This is a genomic window from Vibrio renipiscarius (assembly GCF_000827885.1).
Taxonomy (GTDB): domain Bacteria; phylum Pseudomonadota; class Gammaproteobacteria; order Enterobacterales; family Vibrionaceae; genus Vibrio; species Vibrio renipiscarius.
On sequence record NZ_JTKH01000024.1, the window covers coordinates 207,111 to 223,446 of the forward strand.

At 45.1% G+C, this 16,336-nt stretch carries 17 protein-coding genes; 5 read left to right on the forward strand and 12 right to left on the reverse strand.

Going from position 1 to position 16,336, the window contains the following annotated elements:
- Positions 1 to 101: 101 nt before the first annotated feature.
- A complete protein-coding gene (locus OJ16_RS20135; protein ID WP_173425013.1) occupies positions 102 to 269 on the forward strand; it encodes a hypothetical protein in 168 nt (55 codons plus the stop codon).
- 9 nt (positions 270 to 278) lie between these two features.
- On the opposite strand, the gene OJ16_RS14615 is transcribed toward OJ16_RS20135, so the two are convergent.
- The gene (locus OJ16_RS14615; protein WP_040991990.1) at positions 279 to 2,417 is read right to left on the reverse strand and encodes a sensor domain-containing diguanylate cyclase; all 2,139 of its coding nucleotides are present in this window, start codon (positions 2,415 to 2,417) and stop codon (positions 279 to 281) included.
- Between the two features lie 608 nt (positions 2,418 to 3,025).
- On the opposite strand from OJ16_RS14615, the gene OJ16_RS14620 reads away from it, so the two are divergent.
- Positions 3,026 to 3,493, forward strand: a complete 468-nt coding sequence (locus tag OJ16_RS14620; protein WP_040992712.1) for a L,D-transpeptidase family protein — start codon at positions 3,026 to 3,028, stop codon at positions 3,491 to 3,493.
- Positions 3,494 to 3,702: 209 nt separating this feature from the next.
- Here OJ16_RS14620 and OJ16_RS14625 read toward each other — a convergent pair whose 3' ends face one another.
- From OJ16_RS14625 to OJ16_RS14645, 5 genes are all read right to left on the reverse strand, one after another.
- The gene (locus OJ16_RS14625; protein WP_040991991.1) at positions 3,703 to 4,101 is read right to left on the reverse strand and encodes an OsmC family protein; all 399 of its coding nucleotides are present in this window, start codon (positions 4,099 to 4,101) and stop codon (positions 3,703 to 3,705) included.
- Positions 4,102 to 4,111: 10 nt separating this feature from the next.
- A complete protein-coding gene (locus tag OJ16_RS14630) occupies positions 4,112 to 5,101 on the reverse strand; it encodes a Gfo/Idh/MocA family protein (RefSeq protein ID WP_040991992.1) in 990 nt (329 codons plus the stop codon).
- Positions 5,102 to 5,108: 7 nt separating this feature from the next.
- Positions 5,109 to 5,723 carry a LysE family translocator gene (locus OJ16_RS14635; protein WP_040991993.1) on the reverse strand — a complete coding sequence of 205 codons (615 nt, stop codon included), beginning with the start codon at positions 5,721 to 5,723 and terminating at the stop codon, positions 5,109 to 5,111.
- Positions 5,724 to 5,821: 98 nt separating this feature from the next.
- Entirely contained in the window at positions 5,822 to 6,742 is a 921-nt protein-coding gene (locus OJ16_RS14640) for a LysR family transcriptional regulator (protein ID WP_040991994.1), read from the reverse strand.
- A gap of 123 nt (positions 6,743 to 6,865) precedes the next feature.
- Positions 6,866 to 7,867: an AraC family transcriptional regulator gene (locus OJ16_RS14645; RefSeq protein WP_040991995.1), complete on the reverse strand. Its 1,002-nt coding sequence runs from the start codon at positions 7,865 to 7,867 to the stop codon at positions 6,866 to 6,868.
- Positions 7,868 to 7,973: 106 nt separating this feature from the next.
- Between OJ16_RS14645 and OJ16_RS14650 the strand changes: the two genes are divergently transcribed.
- Both OJ16_RS14650 and OJ16_RS14655 read left to right on the forward strand, forming a co-directional pair.
- On the forward strand, positions 7,974 to 8,363 hold the full coding sequence (locus OJ16_RS14650) for a hypothetical protein (protein ID WP_052810341.1): 390 nt from the start codon (positions 7,974 to 7,976) through the stop codon (positions 8,361 to 8,363).
- Positions 8,357 to 9,580 (forward strand): HlyD family secretion protein, encoded by a 1,224-nt coding sequence (locus OJ16_RS14655; RefSeq protein WP_040991996.1) that lies wholly within the window; start codon positions 8,357 to 8,359, stop codon positions 9,578 to 9,580. Before OJ16_RS14650 ends, OJ16_RS14655 begins: the two co-directional genes overlap by 7 nt.
- A gap of 288 nt (positions 9,581 to 9,868) precedes the next feature.
- Here the strand turns inward: OJ16_RS14655 and OJ16_RS14660 are convergent, their stop codons facing one another.
- Positions 9,869 to 10,273: an NUDIX hydrolase gene (locus OJ16_RS14660; RefSeq protein ID WP_040991997.1), complete on the reverse strand. Its 405-nt coding sequence runs from the start codon at positions 10,271 to 10,273 to the stop codon at positions 9,869 to 9,871.
- Positions 10,274 to 10,511: 238 nt separating this feature from the next.
- Between OJ16_RS14660 and yddG the strand changes: the two genes are divergently transcribed.
- On the forward strand, positions 10,512 to 11,402 hold the full coding sequence (gene yddG, locus OJ16_RS14665) for an aromatic amino acid DMT transporter YddG (RefSeq protein WP_040991998.1): 891 nt from the start codon (positions 10,512 to 10,514) through the stop codon (positions 11,400 to 11,402).
- A 168-nt stretch (positions 11,403 to 11,570) separates the two neighbouring features.
- On the opposite strand, the gene OJ16_RS14670 is transcribed toward yddG, so the two are convergent.
- From OJ16_RS14670 to OJ16_RS14690, 5 genes are all read right to left on the reverse strand, one after another.
- Positions 11,571 to 12,821, reverse strand: coding sequence for an AGE family epimerase/isomerase (locus OJ16_RS14670; protein WP_040991999.1), 1,251 nt, complete (start codon positions 12,819 to 12,821; stop codon positions 11,571 to 11,573).
- Between the two features lie 77 nt (positions 12,822 to 12,898).
- A complete protein-coding gene (locus OJ16_RS14675) occupies positions 12,899 to 13,165 on the reverse strand; it encodes a PTS transporter subunit EIIB (RefSeq protein ID WP_040992000.1) in 267 nt (88 codons plus the stop codon).
- 56 nt (positions 13,166 to 13,221) lie between these two features.
- Positions 13,222 to 14,268 (reverse strand): TRAP transporter substrate-binding protein, encoded by a 1,047-nt coding sequence (locus OJ16_RS14680; RefSeq protein WP_040992001.1) that lies wholly within the window; start codon positions 14,266 to 14,268, stop codon positions 13,222 to 13,224.
- 63 nt (positions 14,269 to 14,331) lie between these two features.
- On the reverse strand, positions 14,332 to 15,621 hold the full coding sequence (locus tag OJ16_RS14685; protein WP_040992002.1) for a TRAP transporter large permease: 1,290 nt from the start codon (positions 15,619 to 15,621) through the stop codon (positions 14,332 to 14,334).
- A 14-nt stretch (positions 15,622 to 15,635) separates the two neighbouring features.
- Positions 15,636 to 16,256, reverse strand: a complete 621-nt coding sequence (locus tag OJ16_RS14690) for a TRAP transporter small permease (RefSeq protein WP_040992003.1) — start codon at positions 16,254 to 16,256, stop codon at positions 15,636 to 15,638.
- Between the last annotated feature and the right edge of the window lie 80 nt (positions 16,257 to 16,336).

Genomic DNA, 16,336 nt, shown 5'->3' on the forward strand with positions numbered 1-16,336 from the left:
CTCTTGCCTCAATGGTCAGAGCGGTATAATTTTGGCACTCAGCACACTAGCCATCTATGCTTAAGATCGCTATCATTGGCGGCAGTACAGTGAGGAGCACGATGTCTGCAGTTAAAAAAGAGTATTTAAGCCATCAATACCGAATTATATATTTTGATGGCGTTAAAATGGCGGAGTTCGTTGTATCGGCAGAAAGCCGAGAAGAAGCAATTTTAGCGCTCAGACGCGAAGGGTTCGCGCCGAATGATATCTTCTCTATTAATCCTTAAAAACAGCCCTTAGGCTGTTTTTTCATTATTGGCTTTATCTAAAGCGGGTAAGTAACCACGAATCGTATTCCGGCCACTCGCTTTTGCTTTATATAACGCTTTATCGGCTTGGTTATACAACACATCAAAATTAAAGACACTGTCGCTGGCAGGAGTGACAGTGTAACCAACAGAAACCGTGACGACACCACGATCTTCATTGTCCGCATGAGCAATGGCTTCACTCTCGATACTGGCTCGAATTCGCTCCGATAAATCAATCACTTGTTGCTCATTATGATTGACCACCAGCAAGGCAAACTCTTCACCGCCGATTCTGCAGAACACTTCTTGTGCCAATGCGGCATGGTATTGCAAAATACTGCCCACACGCATCAACGCGATATCCCCTTGCATATGACCATAGTAATTGTTGTATAAACCAAAATGGTCAATATCAACCAATATCAAGCCATAAGACGCCCCACAACCTTTACCATCAACGCCAATTTCTTCCAGTAATGATTCCAGCATGCGACGGTTACCAAGACGTGTCAGTGGATCCATTTTCGACATCAATTCAAGTTTTTGATTCGCATCTTCCAGTTCTTTTGTTCGCTCTTTGACTTCTTGCTCAAGCGTTTCGTTGAGAACATGCACCGCTTCTTGAGCGCGAGTTCTTAACAGCACTTCGGTCAGGTTAGAAGCAAACATTCGGATCATTTCGCGCTGCTGGTGCGTAAGCGGTTTACGACGAATAAGGTTATCAGCGGCAATAAAAGCAACCGATTCACCACGGCTGCTGGTCAGCATCGTCATCGCCGTCCAACCAAAACCAACAATATGATAATCGTGATAGATCGGCACCGATTCTTCAAAAACGACTTCATTAGGATTGGAACGCGCACTGCTTACAATCGAGCGGTCAACCAGTTCAGAACGGTAGTAAGACTCATCAACCACATTGCCCTGAATATCGGTTCCCCACGTACCTTGCATGTATGAACAATCGTTATCGGTTAAAAACACCGCTAAACGGTCGATACCCAAACGATTGATCCCAAAACTAACCGCCGATTTACACACATCATGCACCGTCATACAACGTGACAGTTCCACCATGCTGGCATGAAGCATGCGAATGTTTTGCTCTTGACGTTTTCGAATATAAATTTGTGCGAGGAGTGAGCCAAAAGACTCCAACATTTGCTTTTGATAGGATGTAATTGGAGAGCGGTTAATATAGTTATCCATGGCAATCCAGCCAATAATTTCATCACCGTCTCGTAGGATTAGCATGCCATTCCAGCCTTGGCCAATCACCGTACCATCATTATAAAGCGGCGCGTCCTCTAATATGACTAACCCTTCTTTACCCTCAAACAAGGCGTTAATATACGCCTCTTCGAGCTGGTGAAGATCATATTGCGTATGATGGACATCGACTGTTTTACCGCACTCATTTGTGCCATAAGTACCGCTAAAACAACGCTTTTTAATATCCAATAGCATTAATGCGGCGCGATCAAACCCAAGCCGTTCTCGAATGGCCTCCACCGCCAATCGATGCAACTCATCAATGGTCTCCGGATTCGAGATCTCGACGGAAAGACGCTGTACTAACTTCATGTCTTCGATGAATTTTTCGCGTTGATGGATAACATCCAAATATTTCGCTTCTTTGATATCTCGTTGCTTATATTCGCCTGCCGCTTCCAATTCAGCACGAACACATTGCCAACGCGAGGCAATGACTTGAAGTAAATCGAGTGCATTGTCTAAGCTTGCTTGTTGCAGTTTCTCCGGATCTAAATGCTCAACAATCAGGTACGTGCGCGCTTCTGAATAATTGTCGATCATAAAGATGAAGGTATTGTTTTTGACTTCGTTATGACTTTCCCAATGACATGTTGCCATCGCCAATGGGATAAAACTGTCCGCCGTTTCAAATTGCGATACCCAGGACCAAAACGTATCAGGATAGACGCTTAGTGACGTAGGGGTGCCCTTCTCATAGAGACTAATTGGCGGAATGCTGGAATGAGGTTCAGAGACAATACACGCCGATTCGGGCGCAAGCAGTTCTTCAATATATTCAAATAGCGAGTGAGCCAGAAAACGATGATTTCTCGCTGACATAATATTTTTTAATAGTGCGCGCGCAAACATGAGGACCTTACTTTGTGCTTGAATTGTAAATTCGCGAAACAAATTTAGCAGGTCACGCCAGGCAATAACATCGAATTAAGGGGGACGTTTGAACTAGCTCGCAGTTCAAGTGCTATAATTAGCATGCTTATGATTATTAACTAATATTTTCGTCTTTATTGTCAATTCTATAATTTACATTGCACGGTTATTTGGCACAGATTACTTTGCCAAATAACCGTGGCTTTACTCCATGCGGGGCTGAATCAACCTGAAGCACGAAAAATCAGTAAGCAGTCTCGGGGATAGGTATGTTAAAATAGAAGCCCATTTACTCATTACTTTTTATACCAATCAAGGTCAGTCAATCATCAAAAATTTTTGTAAGAAAAATCGCTTAAGACTACGCTTAGATTGCCGTTAATTCGTTATTCTAATTATGAAAAATAAGGGTAACGACGTTATCCGCGATTTTAATCAGCAAAAATGATCAAAGACTCATTTGCTTGGCATTACTCAACGTCTATTAGGAATCAAAGCTCTCCATGAACCGCTGGATTATTTTGTGTTTGTTTACTCTATCATCCCCCGCTTTTGCAACACTTGAGCCGATCCTTCCCAGTGATTTTATGGCAAGAATTGTCGCGGTAGAGCGCATCAATAAAGGTGAATTAGCCATTGATAAAGTCACCGTGGATAAATCCAAACGTCGTCTCTACCTGTTTGCAAATAATACCGTTATTCGTGAATTTCGCATTGCATTGGGTAAACAACCCATCGGTCACAAGCTAAAAGAAGGTGATCAACGCACACCGGAAGGAATGTATACGCTTGGCCATATTATGGAAAACTCCCAGTTTTACCGATCGATTCATATCGACTATCCAAATCAAAACGATCAGGCGATGGCAAACAGACTGAGTCTTAATCCTGGTGGAGACATCAAAATTCATGGGCAAAAGAATGGTGAATGGCGTTCAAGCCGATATATGCAAAGTTTTGATTGGACGAACGGGTGTATTGCGTTAACGAACGCTGAGATGGATGAGTTTTTAACCTTGGTAAAAGAAGGCACTCCAATCGAAATTTTACCTTAACGGCAACGATTTGATTGAACGATGTGATTAAACCATGTGATTGAATACGGCTTAACGCGAGCCAAAAGTCTTAAATCAATCAACGATCAGCGCTGTGCATTTGCGCAGAGATTCACGAGTCTCGCACGATGCCAATAAGCCTTGGCAACAAAACAAAAAATAGTCGCGATAACTCGTGAACCAATACTGATTCTTATAAATGCTAGGGCTTAAACGATTTCCCAACTGTGGGTCATTGCCATGCCCTCAACCAGCATCAAACACACCGAGCAATATTTCTCTAGTGAATCAGCCGTCACTTTTTCGACGACGTTAGCATCAAGATCATCACCAGAGACTTCGAAATGAATATTCACATGTGTAAAGATACGCGGCGCAGTGTCACGACGTTCGGTCGTCAGTTTGGCGGTGCAGCTGTTTACTCTTTGCCCTGCACTTTTTAAACCATCGACCACATCAACAGAGCTGCAACCACCCGCAGCCATCAATACCATCTCCATTGGGCTTGGAGCGGTTGAGCCGCCATTTCCATCCATTACAACGGAATGCCCAGACTGTGATTGACCTAAAAACTTAAAATCTTCAATCCATTTTACTTCAGCTTGCATGTTCCATCTCTCATTGATCTTGAGGAAATTTCACGCCAGTTTGGCGACGAATTTCCGTTAATAATTGGGCGACAATCAGCGAACGCTCTTTCGCCACAGGGTTCATTTTATTATTGACTAACTGCTCAGCAAAATCGAGCGCTTCGTAGACCATTGGGTTACTGTGTTGCTCAACGCTCAAATCTTCTTCCGCCTGGCCACGCATGATTTTGCTTATTTTCTTACCCACCGAAATCATCTGCATGTGCAATGCGCCCTCTTCACCTTGAAACTCACTCGATAAAAAGGAATCACTGGTTTTTGAGTGCTGCAATACCACTTCAAAGCCTGGATACGTCAATACCACACTGCCACTGCCATCAACACCGGAGGGAAGAAGCTGAGCTTGCGCATAGACCTTTTCAGGACGGCCAAATAGGGCCACCGCCGATGCTAAGCAATAAAAGCCAATGTCCATAATCGAACCATTCGCAAATTGAGGATTGAACGTGTTCGGATTCTCCCCAGCGAGATATTTGGGGTAACGAGAAGAGTATTGGCAATAGGTGATAAACGCCTTACGCAACGCACCAATATTTGGCAATTGTGACTGAAGGATCTTGAAGTTAGGCGTGTGAGGAGACATAAACGCCTCGCACAGCACTACATTATTTTGCTCTGCGACCGCAAACATTTCTTCCGCTAAACGCGCATTGGCCGCCAACGGTTTTTCACAAATCACATGTTTGCCCGCTTGCATCATTTGAATCGCATATTGGGCATGCAAGGAGTTAGGGCTCGCAATATACACGGCATCAATGCTATCGCTTTGGGCCAACTGCTCTAAGTCATCAAACAACCGTGGTGAAGGGGTAAGCGTCTGGTATTTCTGCGCAAAATCCTCAGCCGAACTCATTGAGCGGGAATAAATCGCACTCAGTTGATATTGCTGAGTGAACAGCGCCGCTTCAATAAATTGGTCTGTAATCCAATTGGTTCCAATAACCGCAAGTCTAATCATCATTCCTTTACACCGTCAGTACGACACGCGCCGCAAGCAAAATGAGGATGATGCCAGAAAGTCGATCGATCAATTGTGCTTTAGTGCGGATTTTGTCGATAAAGCGTGGCGTAGAGAGCAAAAAAGTCACCAAGGTATACCATAATCCGTCCACCAACAGCGGCGTGGTCACGATCAACATTTTGCTCAAAGGATCACTGCCTACGGCAATAAACTGGCTGAAGAGTGCAATAAAAAACAACGAAATTTTTGGACTAAGAATTGAGATAAGAAAGCCTTCGCGTGCCGATTGCCACAAACTGGTTTGCTCGCCCGATTCCAGTTTAGCGGCTACCCCACCTTTTGAGCGCAACGCGTTATACCCCAAGTACGCTAAGTACGCTGCACCGGCGTAGCTGATGGTTTTGAAAAGCAGTGGCGACTGTTGTAAGACGACCGCCAAACCAATCAAAGTAATGAACGCATAAATGCCGATACCAATCGCATGCGCCCAAGCCGCCGCTAAACCATTCGCGCGACCACCTGCTAAGCTATGCTTGGCCACCATGGCTAAACTCGGCCCTGGCGACATCGCGCCTAATAAACAAACGAAAAATAGAGAAATCCAAATGGTGAGCGTCATGGTTGATGCCTTAATCGAGCAAAGAAAAATAAGAGGTGATCACTTTAAGACCAAACCGCTATGTAACAAAATCAAAGTTATGCATAACAGGAATGATTTTAAATCATACCTATAGAATACGGTGACTGTTTCATCACCTTGAGTACGTTTTCACGCATCCAATAATGGGCCTTATCTTGGTCAAATTTTGGGTGCCACATTAGCCAATAAAGATGCGCTTCCGTCTCAAAAGGAAGGGGGCGGAAGGCCAGCGCTGCATGATGAGTCAGATTGATCGCGATGTGTTCAGGCACCACCATTAATAAATCGCTACTTTGCAAAGCATTCACCGCTACTGAAAAGAACGGCACTTTAACAGCAATACGTCGGCACATTCCCATCTGGGATAACGCCCAATCGACTTGGCTGTCTTTATCTCCCCCACCGGTAATTTTTAAATGGGGAAAACGGACGATGTCCTCACTCTTCCACACGGTTTTTGCCATAAGTGGGTGGCCAACTCGCATCAAACAGACCGAGTTGTCTTGTCCAATCATGATACTGGATAATTGCTGCGGTGCGGCAGGCAACATCGTTGAGGCCAAATCAATCCCGGTAGTCTGAATTTGCGCCAAATAATCAGGTTGCCAAAGCCGATAACTCAAATCCACCAGCGGTGCTTGCTGAGTCAATATCGACACCACCGCTGGCACGATAAACTGCGCAACATAATCACTGGAAGAGAACACAAACTCTTGCTGCCACGTCGCGGGATCAAAAGGCACATCACTAAATAGTTCATCCGTTTGTCGCAAAACATGGTTAACCCGATCTAAGAGTCCCAATGCTTTTGGCGTCGCCACCAATACGTTGCCATTTCGAACCAAAAGCGGATCGGCGCATAAGGTTCTGAGTTGAGCCAATTGTCGACTCACCGCAGATTGCGTGAGATTCAAACGCGCAGCGGCGCGACTGACATGCCGTTCTTCCAACAACACTTGTAAAGAACGCAATAAGTTAAGATTGATATGATTGATCATGGCGTCGTATTTTAGAAATCATCCGTGTTAGAAACCGTTGAGAAGACGCGCAGGCAAGCCGGATTGCAGAACGTCATCGTTCACCACACTTCCCTGCCCGCCCTTATCACTCTTCCCTGTCGGTTATACCAAATGTTGAATAAATTGCTTTGGGGTGAGATCGCGATGCTTCTTAAACATGCGATTAAAGCTGGCGACATTTTTATACCCTAAACGGCGCGAAACTTCTTCTGACGAGACTCCCTTGACCATTAATTCAACGGCGATATTACTCATGACATAGCCCATCACATTGGTGAAGTTCATGCCTATCGCGTGCAAACGACGTTGGAACTGTTGCGCGGAGAGACCAATGAGACTCGCGACTTTTTCAACCGTGGGAAAACCATAATGACAGCTGTAGTTGATCAATTCGTAAATGACTTTTATCTCGTCATCCGGTGCGGGCATATTAAGAAATTCATCCAAATCCGCGAAATTCATTGCTAAGGGTTTGGTCCCTCTAGCAAAGCGCATCGATTGAGTCGATAAGAGAAGATCCGTATGAAACCAAATCTCTGTTTTTGAATGATTCCAACCAATATCACAGCCAAAATACTGCTTATATTTTTCATCGCTTTTTCGTATGCCCGACATCATCACACGCATCGGTGTGTAGCTATCACCCGCGTAATAACGAATCATTTTCGTCATAAACACCGCTGCTCGAACGGAATCATGCACCTTGTTTTGCGGATCAATGAAAGGATTGTAATACTCCCATTTCACAATATGACCGCTCTGGCTGCCTGATAAAAACGCGCCCGATTGCAAACTTGAAATACCATAGTTTAAGCGGCGAATCGCCGATGCAAGATCAATCCCTGACAATAACCAACGTGACACAACACCTAAATCATTGGGTTTGATTTCACTGGCCACATCCAAAATGACATCACAGTTTCCTGTGGCGGCTTCCAGCGATTGATACCAGCGGTTTACTTCAGAAAGAGGGATCAGCGTCATCGGGTTTTGCAACGCTGATTCAGGGATCGCCAATGCGTTGGCGTCTAATCCATAGCGACGCCTAATTTGATTATGAACATTACGCACGCCTAATGCTCGGATAAATCGCACTCTATTCATCACAGATCTAATCATCTCATAAACAATACTGCTCCAATCTGTCACATTAGTACGATTTAATCAATTCCAGATCACAATCCCCACAGAAATAATACAGGGGAAAACAATGAGTTTATTGAGTGTGCCATTTGTGGGTGGCAACGCAGATACAGCCTTACATGTTGTGGCGACCATCGTCTTAGTCAGCAGTATTGCTGCGGTAGCCTATGGCTTTTGGCGCTTTCACGAATTACCAATCAATAAAGCGCACAGTAAAGGCCATCATCAAATTGGGCTGATCACGGCCTTGACGTGGATTGGATTTCTGTGGCACTGGGTCTGGGTGTTAGCCGTGATCCTTGCCTTTGTGGATATGGAAAAAGCGATCGTAAATTTACGCGATACCTGGCGACACGCGCCGAACAAAGCATCGAATGATGCGACAACGGCTCCGCATACGGCAACAGAGGCGGCCAAAGCGAAAGACCACCATCAACGCGAGGGCGAATCATGTTAGAAGGCTTAGCCGTTTGGGCACTCTTTATTTACTTATTACGATTTATTGGTATGCCGTGGAATACCGCCACAAAGTCTTTTTCCTATCTAGGCGGCGGTGCGTGGCTAATGTTTGTTTGGGTCGGCCTCATTAACTATGCTCCGATGGATCTTTCCGGAGGATCAGTCGTGCAATCGCCCCATATTCAATTACGTCCAGATGCGCTTAACGTAAAAGGCAAAGTGACTAAAATTCATATCGAGCCAAATCAGGCGCTCAAAAAAGGCGACCTAATTTATGAAATAGATGACACTCTCTATCAGATCGCCTATCGCCAAGCGCAGGTCAACGAGCAAGCCACTAAAACCGCATTAGATTTGGCGAAACAAGATGTCAAAGTCGCAGAGTCTGAGTACCTTTCGCTGCAACAAGATTTGCACACGAGCGAGGCGCAATTGGCCACTGCCAAAGCGGACCACACATTGCAAAACAACACGTTGTCTCGCTACCAAAAACAAAACAAAGTGGTCAGTAATACGATTACCGAAAGCGACATCGAAAAGCAGCAAACGGCCGTCGTTAAAGCAAGCCATTATGTCGACACCATTCAATCGCAATTACTGACGAAACAAATCGATCTTGAAAAAGCCAAACTGGCCATCGTGAAAAGCGAACTGTCGATTGATAGTCGAGAGGCCGATTGGCACTCGGCACAACAAAGCGTGTCAAAAGCGAAATGGGAACTCGATAGCACTAAGGTTTATGCGCCCGCAGATGGCTTTGTGACCAACTTTATCCTTAGAGAAGGGCAACGCGTCTCCATGATGCCTCGCTTGCAAATGTACACCAACGAGAAATATGTGCTTATGCGTGTCAACCACCAAGCCATACGCAATATCGAGCCCGGTCAAACGGCGGAGTTCTCTTCGTCAGTCTATCCTGGGAAAATATTTTCCGCTCACGTAGAAGGCATTGTCGAAGGGACAGGAGAAGCACAAAGCAACTTACTCGGCGTTGATCAATCGGTACGCGCAACGACGGGGAACAATCTAAAGAACAAACACCACTTTGTACGTTTAAAAATTGAAGAGTCGCCTGAGTTTGACATCCCTGTTGGCTCTGTTGGCTTAGCTTGGGTCAGTGCAGAGAAGCCGATTAGCTTCTTATCATTCTTGGATGCCATTCGAGGGATCATTATACGAATGAAGTCACAGCTATACTTCTTTTATTCCGTATAAGTGATTAACGCCACTAATGTTAGGGTTATCAGTAGCAATTTCATTGCGCTTGCATTTTGCATTTGCAATTTGCAAAGACCCATCGATAAATGGCCCGATATTTGTGATAATATGCACAAATAGTCACATGAAAAATTGGCATAGATAATGCTATATACAATATGACCCTTCTTAAGCCGAGGGTCACCTAGCCAACTGACGTTGTTAGTGAACCTAATTTTTGTTCACGATTTATATAGCCAACCGCGACTCTTGCGGTTGGCTTTTTTCTTATTTGAATCTAATCAATTAAGCAAGGCTTGGCTGCACAGAGTATTGTTTAAGCTGCTGAGTAATGAATTCAACATCCGCGCGATAAAAGTCATCAAGAGGAATCTGATTCGGTTCCAACCAATAAAACTGTTGCTGGCGCGAGCTATCGATACTTTTCGGCTCATCATTGTTCTGTGCTCGAAAAACGACGAAATAAATTCGTCCGCCGTATTCATTCACATTGGTGTAAGTGGCTGCATGCGTTAATCCCTGTAAACCCGTTTGTTCCGCCAATTCACGTAGGGCGGCGCTGGTGCCCGTTTCCTCTTCCGCGACTTCCCCGCCAGGAAACTCCATCACCATGCCCGATGTCGCACGATGCCTTTTTTGGACCAACACTCGGCCCTCTTTTATCACTACAGCCATCGCTAAACGCTTCACATTAATCTCCTTTTTATATTCACGTTTGCCTAGAGCATTCACTTTAGACACTATTACAATTCGAGACCGAGCGAGCTTAATATGCAATAAGTCACTCAGTCATTGGGGTATTCTAAATAATTCGTTGTGTCTTTTCGTGTGCGCATTTAACAGTTTTAAAAATTTAACGAATTATCTAATTCTGTACGGTAAACTATCGCAATCTCGGCGCTCAACCTGCAACAGGCACAATAATCCTATGGTTTCATCTCAATTTCGCTTCACTTTATACGGTGGTATCGCCATTCTTTTCTGGAGTTGCTTGCTGGCAAGTACGAGGTTGGTCACAGAAAGCTTTGGCCCTATAGGAGGGAGCGCTTTACTCTATTCTCTCGCCGCCGTCTTTTTAATTTGCGTGGTTGGCATTCCTAAATTATCGGCCTTTTCTCGTACTTACTTGGTATTAGGCGGCGCCCTCTTTGTTTGTTATGAAATATTTTTAGCGCTTGCCCTTGGCTATTCACATTCTCGCGCTCAAGCGATAGAAGTTTCGATTGTGAATTACCTTTGGCCCGCACTCACCGTCCTGTTCGCCGTTTGGGGCAGCCAGAAGAAAGTGAGTAAATTGCTTTATCCCGCCATTGCCCTCGCCTTTCTTGGCGTCGCATGGACGGTCAGTGGTGATAACGGGTTCTCACCCACACAACTACTTAGCAATATCAACGACAATCCATTGGTCTACTGCATGGCGTTTAGTGGTGCCATTATTTGGGCCTGTTACTGTAATTTGACCAAGAGACAGCAATCCAAACACAACGCGATTACACTCTTCTTCATCGCCACCGCAGCATCGCTTTGGGTGAAATATGCGCTCTCGAATGAAGCGAGCATGCACTTCTCATGGCAAGGCATCGGCTACTTAATCTCAGCGGCGTTTCTTATGGCGGGTGGTTATGGATTATGGAACATCGCAATTGTGGGCGGTAATATGGTTTTTCTTGCCACCTTGTCCTATTTCACCCCTATCTTTTCGGCATTATTTTCATCGGTATTATTGGGGGTCACATTAAGTCATGGTTTTTGGCAAGGTGTCGTCATGGTCACTTTAGGCTCATTAATCTGTTGGTGGGTAACAATAGAAAAGCGCTAAATCCACTCTGAATCCAACGGATTTGAAAGGCTTTGCATTGGATTGATGCTGGGTATTAAATCAATCGGCATTGACCGACTTGGTGAAGAGTCGCACAGGACTGAAGGTCTTTCCTTAATAAGAGAAGACCTTCATCGTTCATTCGACCTGTGCGATTTTGCTAGTTCACTACTTCAAATTTACGTCTAGTAAACCTTTTGCTAGTGCTGGTGCTAGGCCCGGCGTTAGCGGTAGACGAGGAATCACTAAACAGTGCATTAGGTGGTAGATATCTTGCTTGCCATCCCAAACCACGCTTGTGCCTGCTTGGTTATTCACATCAAGCTCTTGCCACCATGAACAACCTTCGTAATCGATAAGGTAAGTACGGCAGTAATCCCACCAAGTGCGGTACCAATCTTCGTATTTCTTCTCACCCGTAACGGCAAAGAGTGCGTAAGCCGTACCAATCGCTTCAACTGGCGCCCAACGAATACGCTCACGAACCACTGGTTTGCCATCCCAATCCACTGAGTAAACAAAGCCCGGTGCACCATCAACATGCCATGCATCACGCACGGTAGCATCAAACAGACCAATCGCATCTTCCATCAGCCATGCTGGACACTCAGCACCGATTTCTTTCAGCGTCGCGCTTAGGTGACAGATTAGACGGCCCCACTCGATCCAGTGACCCGGAGTACCACCGTATGCACGGAAGTGGCTTGCTGGTGTTTCTTTGTTGTAATCTGGAAGCGGATTCCAATCTGAATCAAAGTGCTCGTTTACACGGTAGCTTAAGCCCTTCGCCGTTTTGTTGATCATGAATTCAGTGATGTTTAGTGCACGATCAAGCCATTTCTTGTCTTTTGTTACATCGTAAACGATAAGGAATGCTTCAACTGAGTGCATCGCCATGTTACCGCCACGGTAATCTTCTGTTTCCGTCCAAGCTTGATCCCAAGACTCGTAACACATCTGTTTTTCTTCAACCCAGAAATGTCTCTCATACACGCTGATCGCTTCATCTAACAGAGCAAGCGCACGTGGATGACCCGTTGTCACCGCACTCGCTGCACCTAAAAGAACAAAGGCGTGTTGGTAACCTTGCTTAGATGAATCAATGATGCCTTCGCCAGCGTTGTCGATCGTTGCAAACCAACCACCGTGAGTTTTGTCTTTTAGCGGGCCTTCAAGGGCTGCGATGCCGTGCTCAACAAGATCATATGCACCAGGGCGACCCATGTGTGCTGCAAGCGCGTAACAGTGAAGCATACGAGCGGTAATCCAAAGGCGAGTTCCCATTTCTTCACGAACTTTACCTGTATTGCCAATCCAACCAAAGCCGTTTGGTACTACTGCGTTACGGCCGAATTCAAAGATTCGATCCGTTTCAGTATCTAGCCAAGAGGTGTGAGATTTGGTATTGATCCACTTCATATTTATATCCTATCTATCTATTTATTCTTATGTAAATTGGGTTAAATCTTAAGCCGCGTTACGCTCATGTTTGAGTATTAGTGCGCCGCTTGGATTCGTAATTCTTCAGCAAGGGTGTGAACATCAAAGAAAACCACTTGAATTTGGTTATCTTGTAAATGAATAAAACCTAATGCCCCTTGGCGACGTAATAAGCCTTCATTAACGATTTCTATATCTTTCACTTGAATGCGAAGGCGAGTGGCGCAATTATCAATTTTTCCCGCCACAATATTTTCGATGCCACCTAGCGCTTTAAGGATTTTTTGTGCTTTCGCTTGTAAGTTGCCTTTGTCGTTAATCATCGACTTTCTCCGTTAATGGAAGCACCAAGTGTTCCTTAGTGCTTCACCGCTTGGTATTACATGGTTAACTTGTAAGACGCTTCGATTTCCGCTTCACAAGTTTTAATTTGATTTTTAAAACGCTCGAGCCACTGTTTACCTTCTGCATCGGCATTCGCCGCCCAGTTATCAATCACCGGCTGCGTCGCTTCTACGAACGCTTGTTTTTCTTCTGGTGTTGGGTTGTAAATCTTACCGTTAGAGTTCTTGAATATTTCGTATGACGCGTATTCATTGTGCTTCGGATAAGAGTTGAGGTACTGCTGCTGTGCTTGAATTGCATCAAGAACGATGCGCTTAAGCTCTGGCGACAACGCATTAAACTTCGCGTCTGACATCACCCACGCCCCGCCCATATAACCGTGACCATCCAGTGTTAGATAATCCAAACTTTCGTGAAGACGACTTTGAATAATATCGACAATGCCGTTTTTGGTTCCTTCCACTACGCCGGTTGAAAGCGCGGTATAAACCTCAGGGAAGGCCACTGGTGTTGGTGCACCTTTCAACTCACGTACCAAATCTTGTTGCACTTTAGCTGGAACAGTTCGGATCTTTAGGCCTTCAACATCCGCTGGAGTGCGAATCTCTTTTTCGTTGGTGGCAAAATTTCGCCAGCCACCTGAGTTCGCTACCATCATTAAACGCACATTAGGCGCTTTTTTAAGAACGTTCGTACGAACATCCGCCATCAACTGATCGTTGCCATACACACACTCAGCAACACGGTCGTTAGGCAACAAGTAAGGCAAATCAAACGATTCTGCTGGGTTCCAGTAGTAAGCAATTTCAGACACTGTCGTTGGGAAGTAATCGAACATGCCCGCTTGAATCCCTGCAATACACTCTTTACCTGAGCTACACAGTTGTCCTGAACCAAAGATATTTACTTTTAGCTCGCCGTTAGAGCGTGTTTCTAGGTGATTCTTAAACACCAATAACGACTGGTTGTTGTAGCTTTCAGGTGACGTTAAGTGCACAACGTTAAACTCAACTGCCGCACTGGCCGCCGCACTCGCGAAAAGACCCGCAGATGTCACTAAAGCTAATATTGTCTTTTTCATACCGATTGTTCCTTATCAGTAAACGTGAGAGGCACTGCAAGCAATGCCGCTCAAGTCACGTTGCTACATGATGCCAGCCATTTTTGGAAGACCGATAACCAATGATGGGAAGAACGAAATTAGGAAGATGATCGCCATTTCAACAATTAGGAATGGAATGATTTTCTTAGAAATTTCTGATACTGGAACACGTGACACACCCGATGCTACGAACAGTACAAGACCCATTGGAGGCGTTGCCAAACCGATAGAAAGGTTTGCACACATAACCACACCAAAGTGAACAGGGTCGATACCCGCAGCCGTCATGATTGGCGCGAAAATCGGCGCGAAGATTAGAATCGCAGGACCCGCATCCAAGAACATACCAATTAAGAACAACAGCACGTTGATGATAGCGAACAACAAGTACGGGTTATCCGTAATGCCGCTCATGAAATCAGCAACCATGGTAGACACGCCAGATAGACTGATTAGTGATGCGAAACCACTTGCCGCGGCTACGATGATTAGAATCGATGCTGCGTTAACCGCTACTTTTGCAAACAATGCGTAAGTTGCTTTGATGTTCGTTGCTTTAATGATGTAGATAGAAACAGCGATTGCGTACGCTACAGCCACAGCGGCTGCTTCTGTTGGCGTAAAGATACCACCGTAGATACCACCAAGAATGATGACTGGCGTCATAAGCGGCACAAGCGCTAAACGGAATGCTTGACGACGCTCCATCGCAGGTGCACGTTCCATCGGTTGTACATCAGGGTATTTTCTGATCTGGAAGTGGTTCATCACCATCAAACCAGCACATAAAATAAGACCCGGAGTCACGCCTGCTAGGAACATTGCTGCTACTGACGTATTCATTACGAATGCGTAGATTAGCATGATGCCTGATGGTGGAATGATGTTACCCAATACTGTCGCCGCAGCCGTTAGGGCCGCTGAATAGCCAGTATCGTATTTGTACTTTTGCATTTCAGGGATAAGCATACCGCCGATCGCTGAGGTTGCGGCTACCGCTGAGCCAGTAAGTGCACCAAAGATCGTCGCCGCGAGAATAACCACGTGACCAAGACCACCACGAAGGTGCTGAACCATCGTTTGAGCAAAAGCGATAATACGCGGAGTGATACCACCCGCAGTCATACACTCACCCGCCAACATAAAGAATGGCAGAGCAAGCAGCAAGAAGCTATCTAGACCAGAATAAAGGCGCTGATAAAGCATGTTCGCAAACAACATTTGGTCGTTTTGGAACAGCGTGATCATTGGCGATAGACCCAATGTAAATAGTACTGGCACACCAACGATAAGCAGCACTAAGAAATAAAGTAAAAAGATTGGAGAAACCATTATTTAACGCCCTCTTAAGATGCAACTTTTGGTTCTAATTTCGCGTCTTCTTCAACCGCGTCAGAACTGACTTCTTGAATAGGAGATGACTCGTATAGAGCAACGGTCGCTTGAGTTTGAGAAACGTCAGTAAAATCTCCTAGCATGCCACGAATCGCTTGAATGCCTTTTTGTAGCGCATAAACAGAAGTGACGGCCATCATGACTGGTGGAATGATGTAGATGACATACATTGAGATTGGAAGACTGTCTGCCATTACCGAACCGGTATTGAAGAAGTTCCAACCAAATTTAATCCAAACAGCGAAAACGATAATTGCAGAGACATGACCGACTAGGCAGAAGAACGCGAACACGCGAGGCACTTTCTTCTCTAAGATTTCAGTCACAAACGTCATTGCAATGTTTTTGTCGGCCAAGTACACAAAAGGTAGACATAAATAAGTCATGTAAATCATTAAAAAACGTGCAGCTTCATCGGTCCAGCTTAGAGGCACGTTAAATACATAACGGAACAGAACTTGAGCAACAACCATCACCGTCATGATAAGCAATAAAATACCGGCTACGTGGCGCAGTACCTTTGCTAAGGGAGTTGTCACTGTATTCAATGCTTTTTCTATTGTACGTAACATAGAATCACCATTACTTAATGTAGGGCTTTCGGGAAGTTGGGAGCGGCTTATTGACGCTCCCATTATTTATTTCTAATTAT